This window comes from Streptomyces sp. NC-S4 (assembly GCF_054353315.1).
The window spans coordinates 7,031,167-7,051,154 of record NZ_CM135937.1 but is presented as its reverse complement, the minus strand read 5'-3'; the positions used below and the strand labels follow the sequence as shown (position 1 = coordinate 7,051,154).

The 19,988-nt window shown below is 72.5% G+C and carries 21 protein-coding genes; 14 read left to right on the top strand and 7 right to left on the bottom strand.

Going from position 1 to position 19,988, the window contains the following annotated elements:
* Positions 1-250: 250 nt before the first annotated feature.
* Complete coding sequence (locus tag ACXNSR_RS31655) at positions 251-1,450, top strand: saccharopine dehydrogenase family protein (RefSeq protein ID WP_458638769.1); 1,200 nt, start codon at positions 251-253, stop codon at positions 1,448-1,450.
* 90 nt (positions 1,451-1,540) lie between these two features.
* Here ACXNSR_RS31655 and ACXNSR_RS31650 read toward each other — a convergent pair whose 3' ends face one another.
* Complete coding sequence (locus tag ACXNSR_RS31650; protein WP_458638768.1) at positions 1,541-2,218, bottom strand: endonuclease V; 678 nt, start codon at positions 2,216-2,218, stop codon at positions 1,541-1,543.
* A gap of 26 nt (positions 2,219-2,244) precedes the next feature.
* On the opposite strand from ACXNSR_RS31650, the gene ACXNSR_RS31645 reads away from it, so the two are divergent.
* Positions 2,245-2,544: a YciI family protein gene (locus ACXNSR_RS31645; protein ID WP_458638767.1), complete on the top strand. Its 300-nt coding sequence runs from the start codon at positions 2,245-2,247 to the stop codon at positions 2,542-2,544.
* 942 nt (positions 2,545-3,486) lie between these two features.
* Positions 3,487-4,032 carry a GNAT family N-acetyltransferase gene (locus ACXNSR_RS31640; protein ID WP_458638766.1) on the top strand — a complete coding sequence of 182 codons (546 nt, stop codon included), beginning with the start codon at positions 3,487-3,489 and terminating at the stop codon, positions 4,030-4,032.
* Here ACXNSR_RS31640 and ACXNSR_RS31635 read toward each other — a convergent pair whose 3' ends face one another.
* From ACXNSR_RS31635 to ACXNSR_RS31625, 3 genes are all read right to left on the bottom strand, one after another.
* The gene (locus tag ACXNSR_RS31635; protein WP_458638765.1) at positions 4,033-5,142 is read right to left on the bottom strand and encodes a WD40/YVTN/BNR-like repeat-containing protein; all 1,110 of its coding nucleotides are present in this window, start codon (positions 5,140-5,142) and stop codon (positions 4,033-4,035) included.
* Positions 5,143-5,198: 56 nt separating this feature from the next.
* Positions 5,199-6,830: an amidohydrolase gene (locus ACXNSR_RS31630; RefSeq protein ID WP_458638764.1), complete on the bottom strand. Its 1,632-nt coding sequence runs from the start codon at positions 6,828-6,830 to the stop codon at positions 5,199-5,201.
* Positions 6,831-7,186: 356 nt separating this feature from the next.
* On the bottom strand, positions 7,187-7,900 hold the full coding sequence (locus ACXNSR_RS31625; RefSeq protein WP_458638763.1) for a TetR/AcrR family transcriptional regulator: 714 nt from the start codon (positions 7,898-7,900) through the stop codon (positions 7,187-7,189).
* A 71-nt stretch (positions 7,901-7,971) separates the two neighbouring features.
* Between ACXNSR_RS31625 and ACXNSR_RS31620 the strand changes: the two genes are divergently transcribed.
* The 8 genes from ACXNSR_RS31620 to ACXNSR_RS31585 all read left to right on the top strand — a co-directional run bounded on the left by ACXNSR_RS31620 (position 7,972) and on the right by ACXNSR_RS31585 (position 16,200).
* Positions 7,972-9,420 (top strand): purine-cytosine permease family protein, encoded by a 1,449-nt coding sequence (locus ACXNSR_RS31620; RefSeq protein WP_458638762.1) that lies wholly within the window; start codon positions 7,972-7,974, stop codon positions 9,418-9,420.
* 229 nt (positions 9,421-9,649) lie between these two features.
* Positions 9,650-10,066 (top strand): spore wall synthesis regulator SsgD, encoded by a 417-nt coding sequence (ssgD, locus tag ACXNSR_RS31615; protein WP_458638761.1) that lies wholly within the window; start codon positions 9,650-9,652, stop codon positions 10,064-10,066.
* Positions 10,067-10,246: 180 nt separating this feature from the next.
* Positions 10,247-11,890 carry an ABC-F family ATP-binding cassette domain-containing protein gene (locus tag ACXNSR_RS31610; protein ID WP_458638760.1) on the top strand — a complete coding sequence of 548 codons (1,644 nt, stop codon included), beginning with the start codon at positions 10,247-10,249 and terminating at the stop codon, positions 11,888-11,890.
* Entirely contained in the window at positions 11,883-12,275 is a 393-nt protein-coding gene (locus ACXNSR_RS31605; protein ID WP_458638759.1) for a hypothetical protein, read from the top strand. The genes ACXNSR_RS31610 and ACXNSR_RS31605 overlap by 8 nt, the downstream gene beginning before the upstream one ends.
* A 256-nt stretch (positions 12,276-12,531) precedes the next feature.
* Positions 12,532-13,503 carry an acyl-ACP desaturase gene (locus ACXNSR_RS31600; protein WP_458638758.1) on the top strand — a complete coding sequence of 324 codons (972 nt, stop codon included), beginning with the start codon at positions 12,532-12,534 and terminating at the stop codon, positions 13,501-13,503.
* A 72-nt stretch (positions 13,504-13,575) separates the two neighbouring features.
* Positions 13,576-13,878 carry a hypothetical protein gene (locus tag ACXNSR_RS31595; RefSeq protein ID WP_458638757.1) on the top strand — a complete coding sequence of 101 codons (303 nt, stop codon included), beginning with the start codon at positions 13,576-13,578 and terminating at the stop codon, positions 13,876-13,878.
* Entirely contained in the window at positions 13,871-15,622 is a 1,752-nt protein-coding gene (locus ACXNSR_RS31590; protein WP_458638756.1) for a hypothetical protein, read from the top strand. The genes ACXNSR_RS31595 and ACXNSR_RS31590 overlap by 8 nt, the downstream gene beginning before the upstream one ends.
* On the top strand, positions 15,619-16,200 hold the full coding sequence (locus ACXNSR_RS31585; RefSeq protein ID WP_458638755.1) for a hypothetical protein: 582 nt from the start codon (positions 15,619-15,621) through the stop codon (positions 16,198-16,200). The genes ACXNSR_RS31590 and ACXNSR_RS31585 overlap by 4 nt, the downstream gene beginning before the upstream one ends.
* Here ACXNSR_RS31585 and ACXNSR_RS31580 read toward each other — a convergent pair whose 3' ends face one another.
* Together ACXNSR_RS31580 and ACXNSR_RS31575 are read right to left on the bottom strand one after the other, a co-directional pair.
* The gene (locus ACXNSR_RS31580) at positions 16,201-16,449 is read right to left on the bottom strand and encodes a WhiB family transcriptional regulator (protein ID WP_458638754.1); all 249 of its coding nucleotides are present in this window, start codon (positions 16,447-16,449) and stop codon (positions 16,201-16,203) included.
* A gap of 57 nt (positions 16,450-16,506) precedes the next feature.
* Positions 16,507-17,301, bottom strand: a complete 795-nt coding sequence (locus tag ACXNSR_RS31575; RefSeq protein ID WP_458638753.1) for a VOC family protein — start codon at positions 17,299-17,301, stop codon at positions 16,507-16,509.
* 134 nt (positions 17,302-17,435) lie between these two features.
* Here ACXNSR_RS31575 and ACXNSR_RS31570 point away from each other — a divergent pair, with 134 nt between their 5' ends.
* Complete coding sequence (locus tag ACXNSR_RS31570) at positions 17,436-18,098, top strand: TetR/AcrR family transcriptional regulator (RefSeq protein ID WP_458638752.1); 663 nt, start codon at positions 17,436-17,438, stop codon at positions 18,096-18,098.
* Positions 18,099-18,107: 9 nt separating this feature from the next.
* Here the strand turns inward: ACXNSR_RS31570 and ACXNSR_RS31565 are convergent, their stop codons facing one another.
* On the bottom strand, positions 18,108-18,992 hold the full coding sequence (locus ACXNSR_RS31565; protein ID WP_458638751.1) for an alpha/beta hydrolase: 885 nt from the start codon (positions 18,990-18,992) through the stop codon (positions 18,108-18,110).
* A gap of 144 nt (positions 18,993-19,136) precedes the next feature.
* On the opposite strand from ACXNSR_RS31565, the gene ACXNSR_RS31560 reads away from it, so the two are divergent.
* Positions 19,137-19,571 carry a MarR family winged helix-turn-helix transcriptional regulator gene (locus tag ACXNSR_RS31560; protein WP_458638750.1) on the top strand — a complete coding sequence of 145 codons (435 nt, stop codon included), beginning with the start codon at positions 19,137-19,139 and terminating at the stop codon, positions 19,569-19,571.
* Entirely contained in the window at positions 19,568-19,975 is a 408-nt protein-coding gene (locus ACXNSR_RS31555; RefSeq protein ID WP_458638749.1) for a hypothetical protein, read from the top strand. Before ACXNSR_RS31560 ends, ACXNSR_RS31555 begins: the two co-directional genes overlap by 4 nt.
* Positions 19,976-19,988 lie beyond the last annotated feature (13 nt).

Sequence of the window (19,988 nt, the reverse complement as noted above, 5' to 3'; positions counted from 1 at the left end):
ATCGAACACAAGCCCCCGGGCGGGGCTCCCGGCGGTTCGTCCGGCCGCGCCGCGCCCCGGCAACGGGCCTGCGGACCGGCGCCGGGGCACCGCTCCCACCGGCCCGGGGCACCGCTCCCACCGGCCCGGCGCGCCCTTCCCACCGGCCCGGGGCACCCTTCCCACCGGCCCGGCGCGCCGTACCCGCTCGTACTGGCGGTCGAGCATCACGCTAGCCTCGGCCACCGAAACCCCCTGGGAGGAGCCGTTCATGAACGCAACTGTCCCGCACGACCGGCCGGAACGCGCCCACGACATCGTGCTGTTCGGCGCCACCGGGTTCGTGGGCGCGCTCACCGCCGAGTACCTCGCCGCGCACGCGCCCGCCGGCTGCCGGTGGGCGCTGGCCGGCCGGGACACCGCGAAGCTGGAGCGGCTGCGCGAACGGCTGGCCTCCATCGATCCGGCGTGCGCGCGGCTGCCGCTGCTGCGGGCCGACGCGCAGGACCCCGCGGCCGTGCGCGAGCTCGCCGCGTCCACCCGGGTGCTGGCCACGACGGTGGGCCCGTACATCTGGTACGGGGCGGAGCTCGTGGCCGCCTGCGCCGAGGCGGGCACGGACTACGTGGACCTCACCGGGGAGCCGGAGTTCGTGGACCGCATGTACGTCGAGCACGACGCCCGGGCGCGGGAGAGCGGGGCGCGGATCGTGCACGCCTGCGGCTTCGACTCGATCCCGGCCGACCTCGGGGCGTACTTCACGGTCCGGCAGCTGCCGCAGGGGGTCCCGCTGACGGTCGACGGGTTCATGCGGTCCAACGCCTTCTTCTCCGGCGGCACCCTGGCCTCCGCGCTGACCGCGCTGAGCCGCGGCCCCCAGACCCTGGCGGCCGCGCACGCCCGCCGGCTGCACGAACCCCGCCTGCTGGGGCGGCGGGCGCGCGGGCCGGTGGGGGCACCGCGGTTCAGCCGGGAGACCGGGACCTGGGCGCTGCCGCTGCCCTCGCTGGACCCGCGGATCGTGGCCCGGTCGGCGGCCGCGCTGGAACGGTACGGCCCGGACTTCCGCTACCGGCACTACGCCTCCGTCAAGCACCTGCCCGTCGCGGTGGGCGGTACGGCGGCACTGGGCGCGACGGTGGCCCTCGCCCAGGTGCCGCCGGCCCGGCGGTGGCTGATGAACCGCTGGGAGCCGGGCCGGGGGCCGGACGCGGAACGCCGCGCGCGCAGCTGGTTCACCGTGCGGTTCGTGGGCGAGGGCGGCGGGAAGCGCGTGCTCACCGAGGTGGCGGGCGGCGACCCCGGCTACGGCGAGACCGCGAAGATGCTGGCCGAGTCGGCGCTCTGCCTGGCCCATGACGCCCTGCCGGAGGCGGCCGGGCAGCTGACGACGGCCGCGGCGATGGGCGACGCCCTGATCGCCCGGCTCCAGAAGGCGGGGATCACCTTCCGGGTGGCGGACGCCCGCTGACGGGCGGGCCCGTCGGGCGGGCGGGTGCGGGCCGGGCGGCCGGCCGGGTGCGGGCCCGTCGGGCGGGTGCGGGCCCGTCGGGCGGGTGCGTCAGGAAGCCTCGCGCAACGCCCTGCGGCACAGGGAGTCGGCGCGGCGGGTGGTCTCGGGGATCCGGAAGCGCGGGCTCAGTGCCAGGACGTGGGCGCAGGCGTTGTCCAGCGAGACCCGGTGCCCGACGGAGACGTAGACCGGCTTGATCCCGTCCTGCGTGCGCAGCGCCCGGCCCACCTCGGACCCGTCGGCAGTGAGCAGCGCGGCGACGTCGCCCCGCCGGGTGCCCGGTTCCTCGTAGGTGAAGGTGAACGGGTTCTTCGCGACGCCGACGGCCGGGAGCCCGGTGACCACCCCGAGGTGGCAGGCGAGGCCGAAGCCGCGGGGGTGCGCGAGGCCGTAGCCGTCGCAGACGACGAGGCCGGGCCGGGCCTTCAGGGAGTCGAGGGCGGCCAGTACGGTCGGCAGCTCGCGGAAGGCGAGCAGTCCCGGCACGTACGGGAAGCTGACGTGCCCGACGGCGGTGGCCTCCTCGACGACCTCCAGGGTGGCGGCGTCGAGCACCACGGCCGCGGCGGCGACCAGGTCGCGCGCGTCGTCGTAGGCGACGTCCACTCCCACGACGAGGCCGCGGCCGGGCGGCGGGCCGGGCTCGGTGAGCACGACCTGATGGCGTAGTTCGTCCTGTATCGCCCGGGCCTCGGCCTCGTCGGCGGGGGTCTTCACACTCGTCATGATGGAGCGAGAGTAGCCTGGCGATCATGTTCGTCATGGAGCTCACCTACACCGCCCCCATCGAGTCCGTCGAAGAGCAGATGGACGCTCACATCGCCTGGCTGGACGGCCACTACGCCGCCGGCGTCTTCCTCGCGTCGGGGCGCAAGGTCCCGCGCGACGGGGGCGTGATCCTGGCCGGCGGGGTGTCCCGGGCCGAGATCGAGCGGATCGCGGCCGAGGACCCCTTCACGGTGGCGGGCGTCTGTGCCTACACCATCACCGAGTTCATCGCCACGAAGACCTCGTCCGACCTGTCGACGGTCCGGGAGAACCCGGTCACCTAGGCTCCTCCCTTCCGGATCCCGTCGGCCGGGAGGTGCCCCGGGCGCAGGGACGCGCCGTGTACTGGACGTACTCGGACGCCGCGGGCGCGGCCTGATCGGCGGGGCGCCCCTTGGGCCGTCTCTTTCGGATCTTGCCGGGCCCCACTGCCCGGCACCGCACCTCGCCGCGTTGTCGGGCCTCACAAGGACGTTCAGTACGCGGGATCCCCTCCGCCTTGCGAGGCTCCCCCTCGGCCCTGGCGGGCCTGAGGAGGCCCCACGGCACCGGACAGCGCGGGCTCGGCCGGGCCGGCTCCGAAAGAGACGGCCCGGGTTGCGCCTTGTCGGTCGGGCCGGATCAGGGAGCGGAGTCCGGTGTCACGGGGCCTCCCCGGGCCCGCCGGGGCCGAGGGGAAGGAACGCAGGGCGCCGAGGGAGGCGACGCGGAAGGTCGCCGACCGGGACCAACGCGGCCAGGTGCGGTGCCGGACGCCGCGGGCCCGGCCTGACGCAGCGGACGGCACCGCGCACGCATCGTCCCGGGTCGCCGGGGCGCCTCCCCGCAGTAGCCGGGGCAGACACACGGCGCGGGCCGGACCGGCAGGATCCGTTCACCGGGTTGCGAGGCCCGCGGCGTCCTGCACCGCCCCTGGCCGCTTCGCCGTAACACGTGCAGTACGTCCGAGCCGCACCGGGACGGCGCCGACCCGGCCAGGGCCCTCGGATCGGCCGGATGGGCCCGGACCGTCCGGTGCCGTGCCGGGCGGGCCGGGCGGGCCGGGCCGGGCCCGCGGGCGGCGCCGTCCCCCGGATTCCGTCCGGTGCTCCGTACGAACTCCCTCGTCCGCCGGGCGGGCCCCGGGAGACCCGCCGCACCCGACCCCGCTCCCTGATCCGGCCCGACCGGCCGGACGTCCCCCAGGCCCCCAGGCTCCCAGACCTCATCCGCCCGTAGGAGTGTTCATGCAGCCCCGCACCGCCGTTCCCGCCGACGTCCCCGAGCTCATACGCCTGCGCGCCGTCGCCCTCGACGCCCTCGGGGTCGACCCCGGGCCCGCCGACGCCGCCTGGCGACAGGCCGCCCGCGCCTGGTTCCTCGAACGCGTCGGCGAACGCCCCGACATGCGCTGCCTCGTCGTCGGCGGAGCTCCCGGCGAACCGCTGCTCGCCACCGGCATGGCCTGGGTCACCTACCACCTGCCCAGCCCCCTCTGGACCGACGGCCGGCGCGGCTACCTCGACGGGATCGTCACCGACGCGCCCGCCCGCGGGCGGGGCCACGGCCGCAGGATCGTCGACGCGCTGGTCGCCTGGCTCGACGGCATCGGCATCCACTACGTGCAGCTGCACGCGAGCGCCGACGGCGAGCCCGTCTACCGGGCCGCGGGTTTCACCGCCGGGCGCTACCCGGGCATGGACCTCGTCACCACCCAGGCGCCCTCGACTCCCGCGACTCCCGCGACTGCCGCGGCGCCCCCGGCGCCCCCGGCGCCCGCTCCCGGGATCTGATCAGCGCCGCCGTTCCAGCCGCGCCACCCGTCCCTTCTCCCCCGCCGCCCAGCAGCCCGTGTCGGCCGCGCAGTCGACCGTGTCGAAGGATCCCGCGTCCAGGGACCGCCAGCTGCGGCCGCCGTCGGTGGTCACATCGGTGCCCGTGGGACCCACCGCGAGAGCCGTCCCCCCGCTGTGCGGGAACCAGGCCGCGCCCGAGCGGTAGGCCGGCGGCGGCGTCGCCGCCTGGCGCCAGGTGCGTCCTCCGTCGGCGGACACGGCCGCGGCCTGCGGGGAGACCTGCCCGGTGCGGTAGTCGCCGCCGACCGCGAGTCCCTTCGTACGGTCCCGGAAGGCGAGGGCGAAGACCCCGCGCGCCGGATCGCCCGCCGGGACGGTGGATTCGGCGACCCGCCAGGTCAGCCCGCGGTCCGCCGAGTGCAACACCCGGGCGCGGGCACCGCCGCCGGTGGCCAGCCAGACATCGCGCGGGCCGGAGCTCACCAGGCACTGGCCGCTCGCGGCGAAGCCCGCCTCGCCCGGCAGTGCCTCGGGCATGCCCTCGCCGGGCAGGACCCGCCAGTTCCGGCCGCCGTCGTCGGTGGCCAGGATGCGGAACTTCCCGTCCACCGGATCGCTCATGGCCAGACCGTGGCGGGCGTCGAAGAAGGTGAGGCAATCGTAGAAGGCGCGCGGGTCGGGGTTGCGGAAGGTCTCCGTCCAGGTGGCTCCGCCGTCCTCGGTGCGCAGCACCCTGGACGCCTCGCCCTCGCCGATGGACAGCGCCACCGCCCGCCGGGCGTCGAAGGCCTCGATGTCCCGGAACTCCAGGGCCTCCGCGACCGCGCCGGGCGGCGAAACGTCACGCCAGCTGCGGCCGCCGTCCACGGTGCGCAGCACGGTCCCCTTGGAACCGGCCACCCAGGCCGTGGTCCGGCCGACCGCCGCGAGCCCGCGGAAGCGCACGTCCTTCCCGGTGTCCTTCAGCGCCCAGCCGGCGCCGCGTAAGTCCTGCGCCACCGGGGCCGGGTCGGGCGCCGGGGCCCCATCGGCCTGGGCGGGAGCGGCCAGTACCCCCACGACCAGGGCTGCCGCGCACATGCCGATTCCGAGTTCCAGAAGTCTCATGGCGCCGGAAGCTAACGCACCCCGGATGCCCCGTCCAGAGCGCCTTCCGGCCCCGGTCACAGGCTCGCGTCGCGGTGGGTCACACCGCCGTCGACGGCGGTGAGGAGCACGGGCAGGTCCGGCAGTTCGGTGGCGGCGACGGTGAGCGGGTCGTCGGCGAGGACGGTCAGGTCGGCTCGGTGGCCGAGGGCGATCCGGCCCGCCCGGTGCTCCTCGCCCGCCGCACGGGCGGCGTTGACGGTCATGCCCTGGAGGGCCTGCAGGGCGGTGAGGGCCTGCTCGGGGCCGTGCGGGGCCTGGGTGAGGTCGCGGCTCGGGCGGCGGTGGCGGGCGCCGCCCATGACGCCGAGCGGCGGGTACGGGGCGATCGGCCAGTCCGAACCGAGGACCACCGTGGCTCCCGAGTCCCACAGGTCCCGGCAGCGCCAGGCACGCGAGGCGCGCTCCTCGCCGAGCCGGCGGGACCAGTTGTCGGTGTGGTCGGCGCGGGTGAAGTCGCAGCAGTGGGTGGGCTGTACGGAGGCGATGACGCCGAGCTCGGCGAACCGGCGCAGGGTGTCGTCGGGGACGGTCTCGATGTGCTCGACCCGGTGGCGCACCCGGGGCCCGGGCCCGCCGGAGACCTGGGCCTTCTCGACCGCGTCGAGCACGTGCCGTACGGCGGCGTCGCCGATCGCGTGGGTGGCGGTGGGCACTCCGGCCCGGTGGAACTCGCCGACGATCCTCGTGTAGACCTCGGGGTCGGGCCAGAAGGCGTGGGTGGACTCGCCGTTGCGGTCCGGGTGCTCCAGCCAGGCGGTGCCGTTGTCGATCGTGCCGTCCATGAAGATCTTCACGCCCTCGGTGCGCCAGAGCCTGCCTCCGGCCCCCTGCTGGGCGATGAGCGCGCGGACGGCGTCGGCGTCGGTACCGGGCTGGCACCAGGGCGCGACGCGCAGGCGCAGCGGCAGGTCCCCGGCCTCGTCGAGTTCGGCGTAGAAGGCGAGGCTGTCGCCGTTCGCGTCCATGGCGTGGCCGCCGGTCAGCCCGGCGGCGGCCATCCTGCGCAGCGCCGCGGCGAGCCGGTCGCGGCGTTCCTCGCGGGTGGGCTGCGGGGCGACGCGTTCGACGAGCTCGCAGGCCGCGTCCTCGAGGAGCAGGCCGGTGGGCCGGCCGTCCGCGTCGCAGACCACTTCGGCGGACGCCTGGTCGAAGGTCCGCGGCCCGTCGACGCCCGCCAGTTCGAGGGCGCGGCTGCTGGCCAGCATGGAGTGGGCGTCGAAGAGCAGGAGCGTGGCGGGGACGCCGTCGAGCACGGAGTCGAAGGGGGCGGTCTCCACGGGCCGGTCCCCGAAGGCGTTCGGGTCCAGGCCCCAGCCGCTCAGCCAGGCGCCGGGCGCGAGGCCGCGTACGCCGGCGGCGAGTGCGGCGCGCACCTGCTCCAGGTCGGTGCAGCCCGACAGGTCCAGTCCGTGGGTCAGTTCGGCGCCGGAGACGGGGTGGATGTGGCCGTCGACCAGGCCGGGGGTCACGACGGCTCCCTTGAGGTCGACCACCGTGGTCGAGGCGTCGGCGAGGGCACGGACGTGGCTGTCGTCGCCCAGTGCGGTGATCAGTCCGCCGGAGGCGGCCAGGGCGGTGTCCGGCAGGAACCCGCCCGTGGCCGGGTCGAGCAGGCGGGCGTTGAGCAGGACGAGCGAGGTACGCACGGAGCCTCCAGCAGGGGCGGGGGAACGTCGGACGGGGCGGGGCGGGCGGGGGCAAGGGCAGGGCGGGGGGGGGGCGGCCCGGAGCCGGGCCGTCTCTTTCGGATCCTGTCGGCCGGGCCCGCGGCGTCCGGCGTCCGTAACCCGGCAGGGCGGAGGCGCGCCCTGCGTACTGGACGCACTCGGGCGCCCCGACAGCGCGGCCGGGTGCGGTACCGGACGCCGCGGGCCCGGCAGGATCCGGAAGAGCCGGCCCTGGGCCTGTCGTCAAACTCCCGTCGTCGCCCGGAGGGCGGCCCCGCGGCGTCCGGCGCGGGGCCGCGGGGCAGACGGGATTTCGACGACAGGCCGCCCAGGGGTCAGGCGTCGGCGGTGGCGTCGGCGGTGAGGGCGCCGCGGGGCAGGCCGAGTTCGCGTTCCGCGGTGGTGACCGGCATCCGGGTCACGGCCTCGGGACGGCCGCGGTCCTCGGTGTTGGCGTGGGCGCCGAGGCCGTCGAGGACGACGAGGATCTGAATGGCCGTCACGTGCGGGTCCTCCGTTCGGAACTCGCCGCATTCGACGCCCTCGCGGATCACCCCCTCCAGGCGGCCGCGCCAGGCGGCCTCCTGCTCGGCGACCCGGTCACGCAGGAGGGGCCGGTAGCGGCTGAGGTGGCGGGCGTTGATCCAGAGCCGGCTGATGGAGTCGTAGGCCTCGCCGGACGTGCGGGCGAAGAACCGAGCCAGCCGCCCGGTCGGGGTCGGGCCGCCCGCCTCCGGCCCGGCAGCCCCTGCCGATCCGGCCGATCCGGCAGCCCCGGCCGATCCGGCCGATTCCGCCGCTCCGGCCGGCAGCAGGACCTCCAGTTCGGCTCCGGCGGCCGTCCCGAACGCCTCGGCGACCAGGTCCTCCACCGAGGGGAAGTAGTGGCTGATCAGACCCGGCCGGACGGCGAGCTCTTCGGCGATCCGGCGCAGCGTGAGGCACTCCAGCCCCTCGGCCAGGGCGACGGCTGCTGCCGTGTCGACGATCTCGGCCCGCCGGGCCTCCGGGGACTTGCGGATCCGCTTGCGCTGGACGCTTGACGACATACCGGGGATGCTATTGAGTGTGCGACCAATAAGCAAGCGAGGCGGACACGCCCAGCCCCCGGAGGTCCCCCATGGCGTCCCCGATCCCCGACCCGTCTCCCGGTTCGCACCCGGCCCCCGGAGTGCTCGGGCCGACCGCGCCGACCCCGGAGCGGGCGACCCGCATCGAGGCCCACGGCATCGACCGCATCCCCGATTCCGAGCGCCACGGCCGCCCCCGGGACCTCTTCGCCGTCTGGGCGGCGGCGAACGTCAACTACCTCAGCCTGGTGATCGGCGGCGCGCTGGTCCTCATGGGTCTGAGCCTGTGGCAGTCCGTCGCCGTGATCGTGGTCGGCAATCTGTTCTGGCTGCTCACCGGCCTGCTCGCCACCTCGGGCCCGGCCGCCGGAGCACCCAGCGAGGTGATCACCCGGGCCATGTACGGAGTCATCGGCAACCGCGTCATGAACGCGGTCGGCGGCTGGCTGGTCTCCGTCTGCTACTTCGCCCTCAACCTGGCCGCCGCCGCGGCCGCCGCCTTCGCCCTCGTGGAACGGGCCGGGATCACGGCGAACACCGGGATCAAGGCCGCCGTCATCGTGACCATCGCCGCGCTCACCCTGGCCATCAGCGTCTACGGCCACGCGATGATCATGAAGCTCTACCTCCCGATGACCCTCGCCCTGGCCGCCGCCTTCGCCGTCGTCGGCTTCTCCGTGCTCGGCCACACGGACTTCTCCTACCGGCCCGCCCCGCCCCTGACCGGCGCCGGCCTGTGGGCGGCGCTGCTCGCCGGCATCACACTCATCGCCTCGGGCCCGCTCTCGTACACCACCAGCGCCGACTTCTCCCGCTACCTGCCCCGCACGTCCTCACGCAAGGCGATCATCGGCTGGACCGCCCTCGGTGCCTTCCTGCCCAGTGTGGTCGTCTGCTCCCTGGGCGCGTTCGCGGCGACCTCGGTCGACATGAGCGACCCCCAGGCCGCACTGCAGAAGATCTTGCCCGGGTGGTTCTACCCGGTCTTCCTGCTCGCCCTGATCCTCGGCACCATCTCCGTCAACGCCCTGACCGCCTACAGCGCCGGACTCGCCCTGCAGGCCGTCGGCGTCCGCATCCGGCGCTCCGTCAGCGTCCTGTTCGACGGGTCCGTCGCCGTCGCCCTGACCCTCTACGGCCTGCTCGTCTCCAACCTCCTGGACACCGTCAGCAACTCCCTCCAGCTGATCGTCGTCCTGATCGGCCCCGTCATGGCGATCTACGCGACCGACATCCTGCTGCGCCGGTTCCGCTACGACGGCCGGGCGCTGGCGGACGAAACCCCCGGCAGCCCCTTCTGGTACACCGGGGGCGTCAGCCCGGCGGGCGCCCTCGCGCTCGTGGCCGGGGTGGGCGCGGCCGCCCTCTGCGTCGACACGCTCTACACCGGCCCGGTCGCCTCCGCCCTGGGCGGCATCGACCTCTCCCTGCCCGTCGGCATGGCCGTCTCCGCCGCCCTCTACGCGGCCGTGATGCGGACCCTTACGCCGGTGGAGTGATCGGTAACCAGCCCTTCTCCGGGGCCCCTCGGACCCGCTGCGGACCAGGTCCCCCTTCGGGCACATCCACCATCCGGTCACTCTGTGCGATCGCACGGATTGGTTCAAGCCAATCGGTGACACAGCTCACGCAACGGCCCATGCACGGATTTGCCGATTCCGGCGTCTATCGGGTTGCCGGGCTCCACCCCAACAGTCCGGCAGCAGATCCGCCGCAAGGGAGTGAGCCTTGATCACTGTCATCGAGCAGGCCGCACAGGCCCGTCTGGTCGCCACCGCGCCGAAGGTCGAGACCGTGCCCGTCACCCTCTGCTACGACCGTGCGGATCCATTCGCCGTGCGCATGGCCTTCCCCGCCCCGGCCACGCTGGAAGGCGTCGAGGTCTCGTGGACCTTCTCGCGCGAGCTGCTGGAATCCGGGCTGGACCGCCCGTCGGGCTACGGCGACGTACGCGTGCGCCCGCACGACGACGACCGGACCACCATCGAGTTCCACGCGACGGAGGGCGTCGCGATCGTGCTGATGCTGACGGCCGAGCTGCACCGCTTCCTGGAGCGGGCGGCGACCGTGGTGCCGCCCGGCCTCGAACACCTCTACCTGGACATGGACCACAACCTGGCCGAGCTGATGCGCGACACCTGCTGAAACAAAAATGCTTTGCGGGCGGCCGCGGCCGCCCGTAGCTTCGAAGACGGCCCATCACCGTCGAAACGGAGCAGGACATTGCTCGTCTGAGGTTCGAGACACCGACCACCACGCCCTGCGGCTGAGCCGTCGGCTGTCTCCCCGCGTTGCACGCACCACTCACGCAACCTGGAGGCCTCCATGAGTAACGCCCCTACGTTCATCACCTGCTCCGCACTGTCCTTCGACTGGCCCGACGGCACTCCCGTCTTCGACGGGTTCCAGCTCACCGTGGGCCCCGGTCGCACCGGCCTGATCGGGCTCAACGGCTCCGGGAAGTCCACCCTGCTGAAGCTGATCGCCGGCGAACTGACCCCGACCGGAGGCCAGTCCTCCATCACCGGCTCCGTCGGCTACCTCCCGCAGAACGTCACCCTCGACACCGCGCTGCGCGTGGACGAGGCGCTCGGCATCCACACCGCCCGCGCCGCGCTGCACGCCATCGAGGCGGGCGAGGCCACCGAGGCGAACTTCACCGCCGTCGGCGACGACTGGGACGTGGAGGAGCGGGCCCTGGCCACGCTCGACCAGCTCGGTCTCGCCCGGATCGGCCTGGACCGCACCGTCGGCGAGCTCTCGGGCGGCGAGTCCGTACTGCTGCGGCTGGCCGCCCTGCTGCTCGCCCGCCCCGACGTCCTGCTGCTGGACGAACCCACCAACAACCTGGACCTACGGGCCCGGGGCCGCCTGTACGCGGCGGTCGAGTCCTGGTCCGGGGTGATGCTCCTGGTCAGCCACGACCGGGAACTGCTGGAGCGGGTCGACCAGATCGCCGATCTGCGCGACGGCGAAGTCCGCTGGTACGGGGGCAACTTCACGGACTACCAGGACATGCTCGCCGCGGAGCAGGAGTCCGCCGAGCGGTTGGTCCGGGTCGCGGAGGCCGACGTTCAGCGGCAGAAGCGCGAACTGGCCGACGCCCAGGTCAAATTGGCCCGCCGCAAGCGGTACGGGCAGAAGATGTACGAGAACAAGCGCGAGCCGAAGATCGTGATGGGTGCGCGCAAGCGCGCGGCCCAGGAGTCGGCGGGCAAGCACCGGATCATGCACACCGAGAAGCTGGCACAGGCGAAGGAGCGTCTGGACCAGGCGGTGGAGGCGGTGCGCGACGACGACGAGATCCGGATCCAGCTGCCCGCCACCCAGGTCCCGCCGGGGCGGCGCGTGCTGACCCTGAGCGATCTGCACCTGGCCCACGGGGCCTGCGTACCGGGTGAATGGGAACTGCGGGGTCCGGAGCGGATCGCCCTGGTGGGCCGCAACGGGTCGGGCAAGACCACCCTGCTGCGCACGATCGCGGGGCAGCTCCCGCCGGTGTCCGGGGCGGTGGAGGCGCACGTGACGACGCGGTTCCTGCCGCAGCGCCTCGACGTCCTCGACGAGAGCCGCTCGGTCGTGGAGAACGTGGCGCGGTTCGCCCCGCAGGCCACGAACAACCTGATCCGGGCCCGGCTCGCGCACTTCCTGTTCCGGGGCGCCCGGGCGGACCGCCCGGCCGGCACACTGTCGGGCGGCGAACGCTTCCGGGCGGCACTGGCAGCCCTGCTGCTGGCGGAGCCGGCTCCTCAGCTGCTGATGCTGGACGAGCCGACGAACAACCTCGACCTGTCGAGCGTGCGGCAGCTGGGCGGCGCGCTGGAGTCGTACGAGGGCGCACTCGTGGTGGCGAGCCACGACGTGCCGTTCCTGGAGTCGATCGGCATCACACGATGGTTCCTGCTGGACGGCGAGCTGCGGCCGACGACCGCCGAGGAGGTCCGGGAGCGGCTGTGGTCGAGTGACTGAGAGCGGGCCGGCGGCGGTACCAGCGGCAGCGGGGGCGGCGGGGACGGCGGCAGCACTGCCGCCGCCGCTGCTCGCCGACGTCTACCCCGCGCTGGTGTCGTTCCTGGCTTCGGAGCTGACGGCCGAGGGCGAGCCGGCCCTGGCACAGGCGGTGGCGCGGTTGCGGTTCCACGGCTGGTGCACATGCCGCCGGACCTGCGCCTACCTCCGCACGGCCCCCGCGGACCGCGTCGGCAGCACCTGGCTCCACCTCGACGACGGGGACACCCCGCTCGTCCTGCTTCAGCTCGACCGCGGTCACACCTCGTTCTCGGGGATGGAGATCTGCGCCTTCGAGCTGGGCCCCGCACCCGCACTCGACCCCCATCGGCCTGCCTGCGTGTGAGCGGCGAGGGCCGGATCGCCGCGCCCCCCGGTCAAGCGGAACCCATTTCTTTCGTCAAACCGGGGGCCGGCAAACCACCTACTGGCGTGATTTTGGCCCCTCGAACCCCCCTCAGGCCGACCATAAACTGCATTGATAACTGGATGTAACTGGACATACACCTGCCCGGGGGTTGGCTGGCCTTGATGTCACGCTTAACCTACGACTCCGTAGGCTACGGAACCGTAGGTAGTTCGCTTTACACCCAGGAGTACCCGTGACGATCACCTCTCCCCACCTCGGCAGCTCGGAGGCGTGGACGGACGCCAAGCTGCTGTTCGCGCTGGAAGAAGTGGTCGAAAAGGAGCTCAACCGCCACCTGAAGGTCACCAAGGACTGGATGCCCCACGAGTACGTCCCGTGGAGCGACGGCCGGAACTTCCCGGGCTTCTTCGAGGACGGCGAGGCCTGGGACCCGCAGCAGTCCAAGGTCACCGACATCGGCAAGATCGCGCTGGTCGTGAACCTGCTGACCGAGGACAACCTCCCCAGCTACCACCACGAGATCGCGACGCTCTTCGGCCGCAACGGCGCCTGGGGCACGTGGGTGCACCGCTGGACCGCCGAGGAGGGCCGCCACGGCATCGTGATGCGCGACTACCTGCTGGCCTCGCGCGCCGTGGACCCGGACAAGCTGGAAGCCTTCCGCATGCAGCACATGTCGGAGGGGTTCGAGTCCGACAACCGTCACTCGATGCTGCACTCGGTGGCGTACGTCGCCTTCCAGGAGCTCGCGACCCGCATCTCGCACCGCAACACCGGCCACCAGTCCGGTGACCCGGTCTGCGACCGGATGCTGGCCCGCATCGCGCAGGACGAGAACCTGCACATGATCTTCTACCGCAACCTGCTGGGCGCGGCCTTCGAGATCGCCCCCGACCTGACCATGGAGGCCGTGCGGGACGTCGTCGTCAACTTCCGGATGCCCGGACACGGCATGCCCGGGTTCGAGCGGATGGCCGCCCAGATGGCCATCGGCGGGGTCTACAACCTGCGGATCCACCACGACGACGTACTGAGCCCCGTGATCCGCTTCCTCAAGATCATGGACATCGACGGCCTCGGCCCCGAGGGCCAGAAGGCCCAGGAGGAGCTCGCGCTGTTCATGGGCGGCCTGGACTCCGAGGCCCGCAAGTTCGACGAGAAGCTGGCCGCCCGCGCGGCCCGCCTCGCCGCCCGCAAGGGCTGACCGATTTCCGCTCGCTCGGGCGAGTGATACCGATTGCCCTGGCAGAGCCCCGCTCTGCCAGGGTTTCGCGTCATGACCTCGCTCCAGGTGGACATCGACCAGCTGACCCGTCTGACACGCGCCCTGGACTCCTCGCTGGTCTCCCTGCGGGAGGCCCGGCGCGCACTGGACCACGTACGGCCCGACCAGCTGGGCACGGCGGACCTCGACACGGCGTGTGACGGCTTCCAGGAACGCTGGGCCTACGGAACGCAGGAGCTGACCAAACGCGTCAAGGACGTCCGGGAGGGCGTGGACCGCAGCGCCGCGGAGTACGCGGAGCTCGATCAGGCGGTCCGTGCGGCCTTCCTCCGGGCGGCGGCCGCGCGTGACTGAGTACGCGGCGCTGGGCTTCGACCCGGCCCCCGGAAACCCCGCGACCGTCCTGGCCCTGACCAAGAAGCTCAGCGCCTCGGCCACCTCCCTCGGGGAGGCCTCCCGGGTGGTGAAGGACCTGGTTTCCCACAGCTCGGCCTGGCAGGGCGAGGCCGCCACCGCCTTCCGCGCCTCCCTCTCGCAGGACCTCCCCCGCTACCTCGGCGCGGCCCACACCTCCCTCGCGGAGGCGGCCCGCCGGCTCACGGGGTGGCACGACACCCTGGTCTCGCACCGCGCTCTCGCCTCCCGGTACGAGGCCCAGGCCGCGGCGGCCAAGACGGAGGAGGGTCTTGCCGACGCCCGCCGCCTGGCCCGCGAACTCGCCACCGAGCACGGCACGGCCGCCCGCCGGGTGGCCCAGACCCTGAACGCGGCGACGGACCGACTGGCCCCGAAGGAACCGGGCCTGCTGGCCTCGATCTGGAACAAGATCGTCGACGACCCGGCGGACGCGATGTCGAACGCGTCGGCCATCCTGGGCGCGATCGGGGCGGGCGTCGCCTTGGTCTGCCCGCCGGCCGGTCTTGCGATCATGCTCGTCGGGAGCGGCCTTTCCTTGGCGGCCCTGGCGATGCACACCTCGGACCCGAAGTTCCGCAAATCCCTGTCCGACGGCTTCACGAAGGGCCAGTTCGACGCGGATTTCTGGAAGAGCAGCGTGACACTCCTCGGCGACACGGTCGGCGCGGTCCCGGGTGTCGCAGCGGTCGCCTCCGGCGCCAAGGCAGGCACGGCAGCCGCCCGAGCAGCAATGGCCGCCGCCCCCGAAGCCAGCGCTGTCACGGGCCTCGCACCGGGGGCAACTGCGTTCAGGCAGGCGGCATGGAGCACGTCGGACGATCTGCGTCAGCTGGACAGTCCACTCACCGGGTGGGCTATGCGTTCATCGAGTCAGGACGCCAGAGACCGGGTGGGTGTGGCCGTGGCAGCCACTGGCGCGTTGACCGCCGTTGGAGACTACGGCCCGGACAACGAAGCGGTCGAACAGGGCTCAACAGCAGTGGACGGCACCCGGGGGGGTCCTCGACGACGCCCCCTCGGCCGTCAGGAAGTCGGGCCACGTCTGGTCGGTGTTGCGGCCATGACTCAAGGCAGCAGCATCCCACCGGTCTGGTTCCGGCTACCCCCTGGCTTCCATGACATCGGCCCTGGCGACGCAGCTACCTTGGACGCGTTCGCGGAGGCCTTGGACAGCCCGGCGGCCCAAGTGGAACTGTCCCAGCTCATGGACGGCCTTGAGGAACTGGCGGGGCACGATGTCGTACACACCTCGCTCGGCTTCCATCCCGAGGAGCCGACTGGTGTCACCACCTCACTGTTCTCCCTCACGATCCGGCGGGCCGAGCAGCCCAACTTCCGGCTTGCCGTGGCACGTACGGCTCTGGCCATCGCCCGCTCGACGCTGTGGACCAGCTCGGTCCGCAGGTTCATCGACCTGCCATCGGCTCTTCCCGGCTGCCTGGTCGCCGGGATCATTTCCATCCCGGATATCGAGCATCATCTGTTTCAGGCCAGGGTTGCAACAGTGCATCCCGATGGACTCCACCTACTCGTGCTCGATCTGACCAGCGCCTCTACCGAGCATGCGGCCGCCTACACGGACATCCTCGAAGCGGTCGCACACACCCTCCAGTTCACCGATCCCAACCTCGGTGCGCCGAAGGCCATCGGCACCTCACGCATCTTGGAGGTACTCCTATGAGCGTCACGCTCACCAAGACGGCCTGGGACCACCCTCCGACGGTCGTCGGCTACAAACGGTTGGTCGTCCGCCGATTCAATTGGGTGCTCAGCCTCGGTGTTCCTCCGTTGGCCGTCCTGGCCTGCATCGACCGCGTTCCCTACGTGGGAATGACCCTCGCCTTCATGATCATTCTCGTCACGCCCTATTTGCCCTGGGTGATCGTCGCCTATTTCCGTCGGCGCCGGATCGTTGCTGTGCTCCAGGCCTATCCCTGGCGGGAATTGCCGTGCCGACACCCACGCAGGCCACCTGGAAGCCCCAGGACCATCGCCGTCCCCTTCCGGGAAGACTTCACAGCCATCTTCCGGATCATCCCGTTCCCCGTCCCGCTCGCGACGCTGGAGGATGGCCACCCGGACCGGATCTGGTTCGCCGGAGACCCCCGTTTCGGTGGCGTCGTGTCGCCCGTCGGGGGGCACTATCCCGTGCGCGTCGTGCCCCACACGCCGCGCCGCGAGGAGTGCGGTGGTGAGGGGTTCGACCTCGCGCGGCGGGTGGGGCTGGTGCGTGGGAGCGGGAAGGGGACGCGCACCTGATCAGCTGCGGCGGGGGCGCAGGGCCTGGCGCTCGGTCTCGGAGAGGCCTCCCCAGACTCCGAAGCGTTCGTCATTGGCCAGGGCGTACTCCAAGCACGCCACCCGCCCCTCGCAGGCCCCGCACAGCCGCTTCGCGTCGCGCAGCGAGGATCCGGGCTCCGGGAAGAAGAAGCCGGGGCCCGTCTGGGCGCACAGGGCGAGGTCGTACCAAGCGGTGTCAGTGGTTGCGGCAGTGGTGTTAATCGACATGCCGCAGATACTGACCGCCGCCGATGGACGTCCGATCAACGACTGATCAACACCTCGTCATGACCCGGGTGCGGGCGTGCTGGCTATGACCGCGAACCGCGCCCCGAAGGGGTCCGCCAGCTTGGCGAACCGGCCGACTCCCTCCATCGATTCGGGGGTGAGACGTACCTTGCCTCCCGCCTCCTCCGCCTTCGCCGCGGCCGCATCGCAGTCGGCCACCTCGAAGTACGGTGTCCAGTAGGGCCGTTCGGCGTCCTCCACCGGGTCCGTCGAGATCGGCACCAGGCCGCCGAAGACCGCCTCGTCCGTCGTGCCGGCCGGCCTGGTCATCGTGTAAGTACCGCCCTCGTAGGGCATCGCGCCGATCTCCCAGCCGAAGACCGCGCGGTAGAAATCGGCGGCCCCGGCCACATCGCCCGTGTACAGCTCCGTCCAGCACAAGGTGCCCACGTCCGTCACCGCGCCCAGGCCGGTGTTCATCCTGGGCTGCCACACCCCGAAGCCCACGCCCGCCGGGTCGGCGCATATCGCCATCCGGCCGAATTCCAGGACGCTCATCGGCCCGAAGGTCACCGTGCCGCCCGCCTTCGTCACGGCCTCGGCCGTCGCGTCCGCGTCCGCGCTCTGGAAGTACACCTGCCAGGCGCAGGGGCCCTGCTCCGCCGGAACGGCCATACCGCCCGCGACGGTCTTGCCGTCGAGGTGGAACATCCCGTACCCGCCGACTTCCTCGCTGCCCGCCTGGAAGTCCCAGCCGAACAGTGCCCCGTAGAAGTCGGCGGCGCCGCTGATGTCGGGTGTGCCGAGGTCCACCCAGTTCGGGGAGCCGTCCTTGTAGTCAGTGGTGAGCATGGCGCGCACTCCTTCCGACCTCGGTCCTTCGAGCCCTGTCCGTCCTCTTCGAGCATCGCACCCGCCACTGACAGCGGCCCCCTTCCTCCCCCGCTCCCCCGGGTGAACGACCGTGCGTTCGGTAAGATGGCGCCATGGCTGACGGACGTGTGGAACGCGGTAACCAGACGCGGCGGGCCGTCCTCGACCGGACGATGGACATCGCTTCCGTGGACGGTCTCGAAGGGCTGTCCCTGGGGAAGATCGCCGCCGATCTCGGCCTGAGCAAGAGCGGGGTGTTCGCGCTCTTCGGCTCCAAGGAGGACCTGCAGCTCGCCACCGTCCGTGCCGCCGTGGACGTGTTCAAGGACGAGGTGGTGCAGCCCGTACGCCGGGACCCGGACGGTCTCGCCAAGGTGTGGCGGCTGTGCGAGCGCTGGCTCGACTACTCCGGACGCCGGGTCTTCCCCGGCGGATGCTTCTTCTACTCCGTCTCCGCCGAGTTCGACGCGCGCCCGGGCCCGGTACGGGACGAGATCGCCGGGGCACGGTCCGACTGGACGCGTTACATCGAGCGGTTGCTGGAGGAGGCCCGGCTGACGGGCGGCTTCCACGACGCGTCCGACGCGGACGAGGTTGCGCAGCTCGCGTTCGAGCTGACGGCAATGATGGAACTGGCCAACGCGCATTCCGTCCTGCACGGTGATCCGCTGGCGTACGAGCGGGCCGGCCGGGGGATCCTGCGCCGGCTGCGCGCGGTGGCGGCCGCTCCGGACGAACTCCCGGAACGACCGCCTGCGTTCGGCCCTTCTGCCTGATCCTGATCTTCACGCCCGTCGCACGGTGACGGACGCGGACTCATGCTCGGGCTCGGGCTCGGACAGCGCGAATTCGACCGCCGTCGCGATGATGCCGGGGTCGGCCAGGATGCGGCGGTGCCCGAGGCCCGTGGTCTCGATCAGACGGGCCTGCGGGCCGTAGGCGGCGGCGATGGCGCGGGACTGGGCGGGATCGATCACGTCGTCCTCGGTGTCGTGGACGAGGAGGATCGGCGCCCGCATGCCGGAGCGGCGACGGCGGGCGTCGAGGCGCTGCCAGATGTCGGGGTCGCCGGGGAAGAGGCGGCGCTCGACATGGGCGCGCAGGGCGCGCCCGACTCCTTCGCCGAGGTTCAGCCCGGCCCGGAATCGCTCCACGAGGTAGTCGAATTGGGCCACGCCCCCGATGCCGACGACCCGCTCGGCCCGTATGCCGTCGTGCAGCATGGAGAAGGTGGCCAGCACACCGAAGGAATGTGCGACGACGGCCGCGAAGTCACCGTGCTCCGCGTGCAGTCGGCCGATGATCGCGCGGTAGTCGAGGATCGTGGAGGCGCGGCCGTCCGACTCGCCGTGCCCCGGCGCGTCGAAGGCGATCACGGTACGGCCCTGGGCGCGCAGGGCCTCCACGAACCCGGCGAACCGCGAGGCGCGCGAGGACCAGCCGTGCACGATCAGCACGGGCCGGTCCCCGTCCCCCCACCGGTAGGTGGTCACCTCCGTGCCGCGCACGACCATCCGCCCGCTCTCCGCCCGCGCCATCACCTCCACCTCCTCCGACCGTAGTCGCGCGCGCCCGAGGGGCCGGACGAAGAGGGCGAAGGCCCGGGGCCCGGCCAGTCCCGGGGCGATCCGGGCGGTGACGTCGAGGGTCGTGCTCAGGAGTGAAGCCATGAGATGCATGTGCGGGTCCTCCGGAATTCTCCTCAGGGCAGCCGGATACCGATGGCGGCCGACGACGGAATATTAGCACGACCGTTCGTGTTGTTTATGAGTGCCCTTGCGAGCAGATACTGCGATCTCGTATATTCCGAAAACGTGAAGTCCGAAACCGTGCCATCCGAGTGGTCGGCCCTGCTGGCGCTCCAGCGGGCCACCCATGCCACCCTCCAGGTCCTCGCCACCGAGCTGGCCGACCTGGATCTGACCGCCTCCGAGATCAACGCGCTGGCCAATCTCGCCGACGGCCACGGGCGCACCGTGTCCGAGCTGGGAGCGGCCGTGGGGACCCGGCCCAGCACGCTGACCAGCGTGCTGGACCGCCTGGAGCGGCGGGGTCACATCACCCGCGGCACCCGTCCCGGGGACCGCCGGGCGGTGCTCGTCGAGCTCACCGACTCCGGACGGCAGGCCGCCGCGAGGATCCGACGGGTCATCGCCGACCTGGAAGGCCGCGCCCTCGGCGAGCTGTCCGCCGAGGCCGTCGCCGGGCTGCGCGCAGCACTGCAAGCACTGACCGAGGTGACCCGATGACAGAGCCCGCCTTCGACGCGCTCATGGCCGAGGTGATGACGACCGCCGAGCGGTTCGGCCACCGCGAGCACGTCCACCTGACCTGGCTGGCCGTGCGCCGCTGCGGCATACCCGCGGCGATCGACCTGGTCAGCGACGGAATCCGGCGGACCGCCCGCTATGCGGGTGCGCCGCAGAAGTACCACGCGACCGTCAGCCGTGCCTGGGTGGAGCTGGTCGGGTACTACGCGGCCGAGTCCGGCGACGACGAGTTCGCCGCCTTCGCCGACCGTCACCCCGCGCTGCTCGACAAGCGCCTGCTGACGCACTACTACCGTCCGGCCACGCTGGCCGCCCCGCGGGCGAAGGACGGCTGGGTGGAGCCGGACCTCGCCCCCTTCCCCGGGCCGGGCGCCGCCGCGTAGTGCCCGGCGCCCT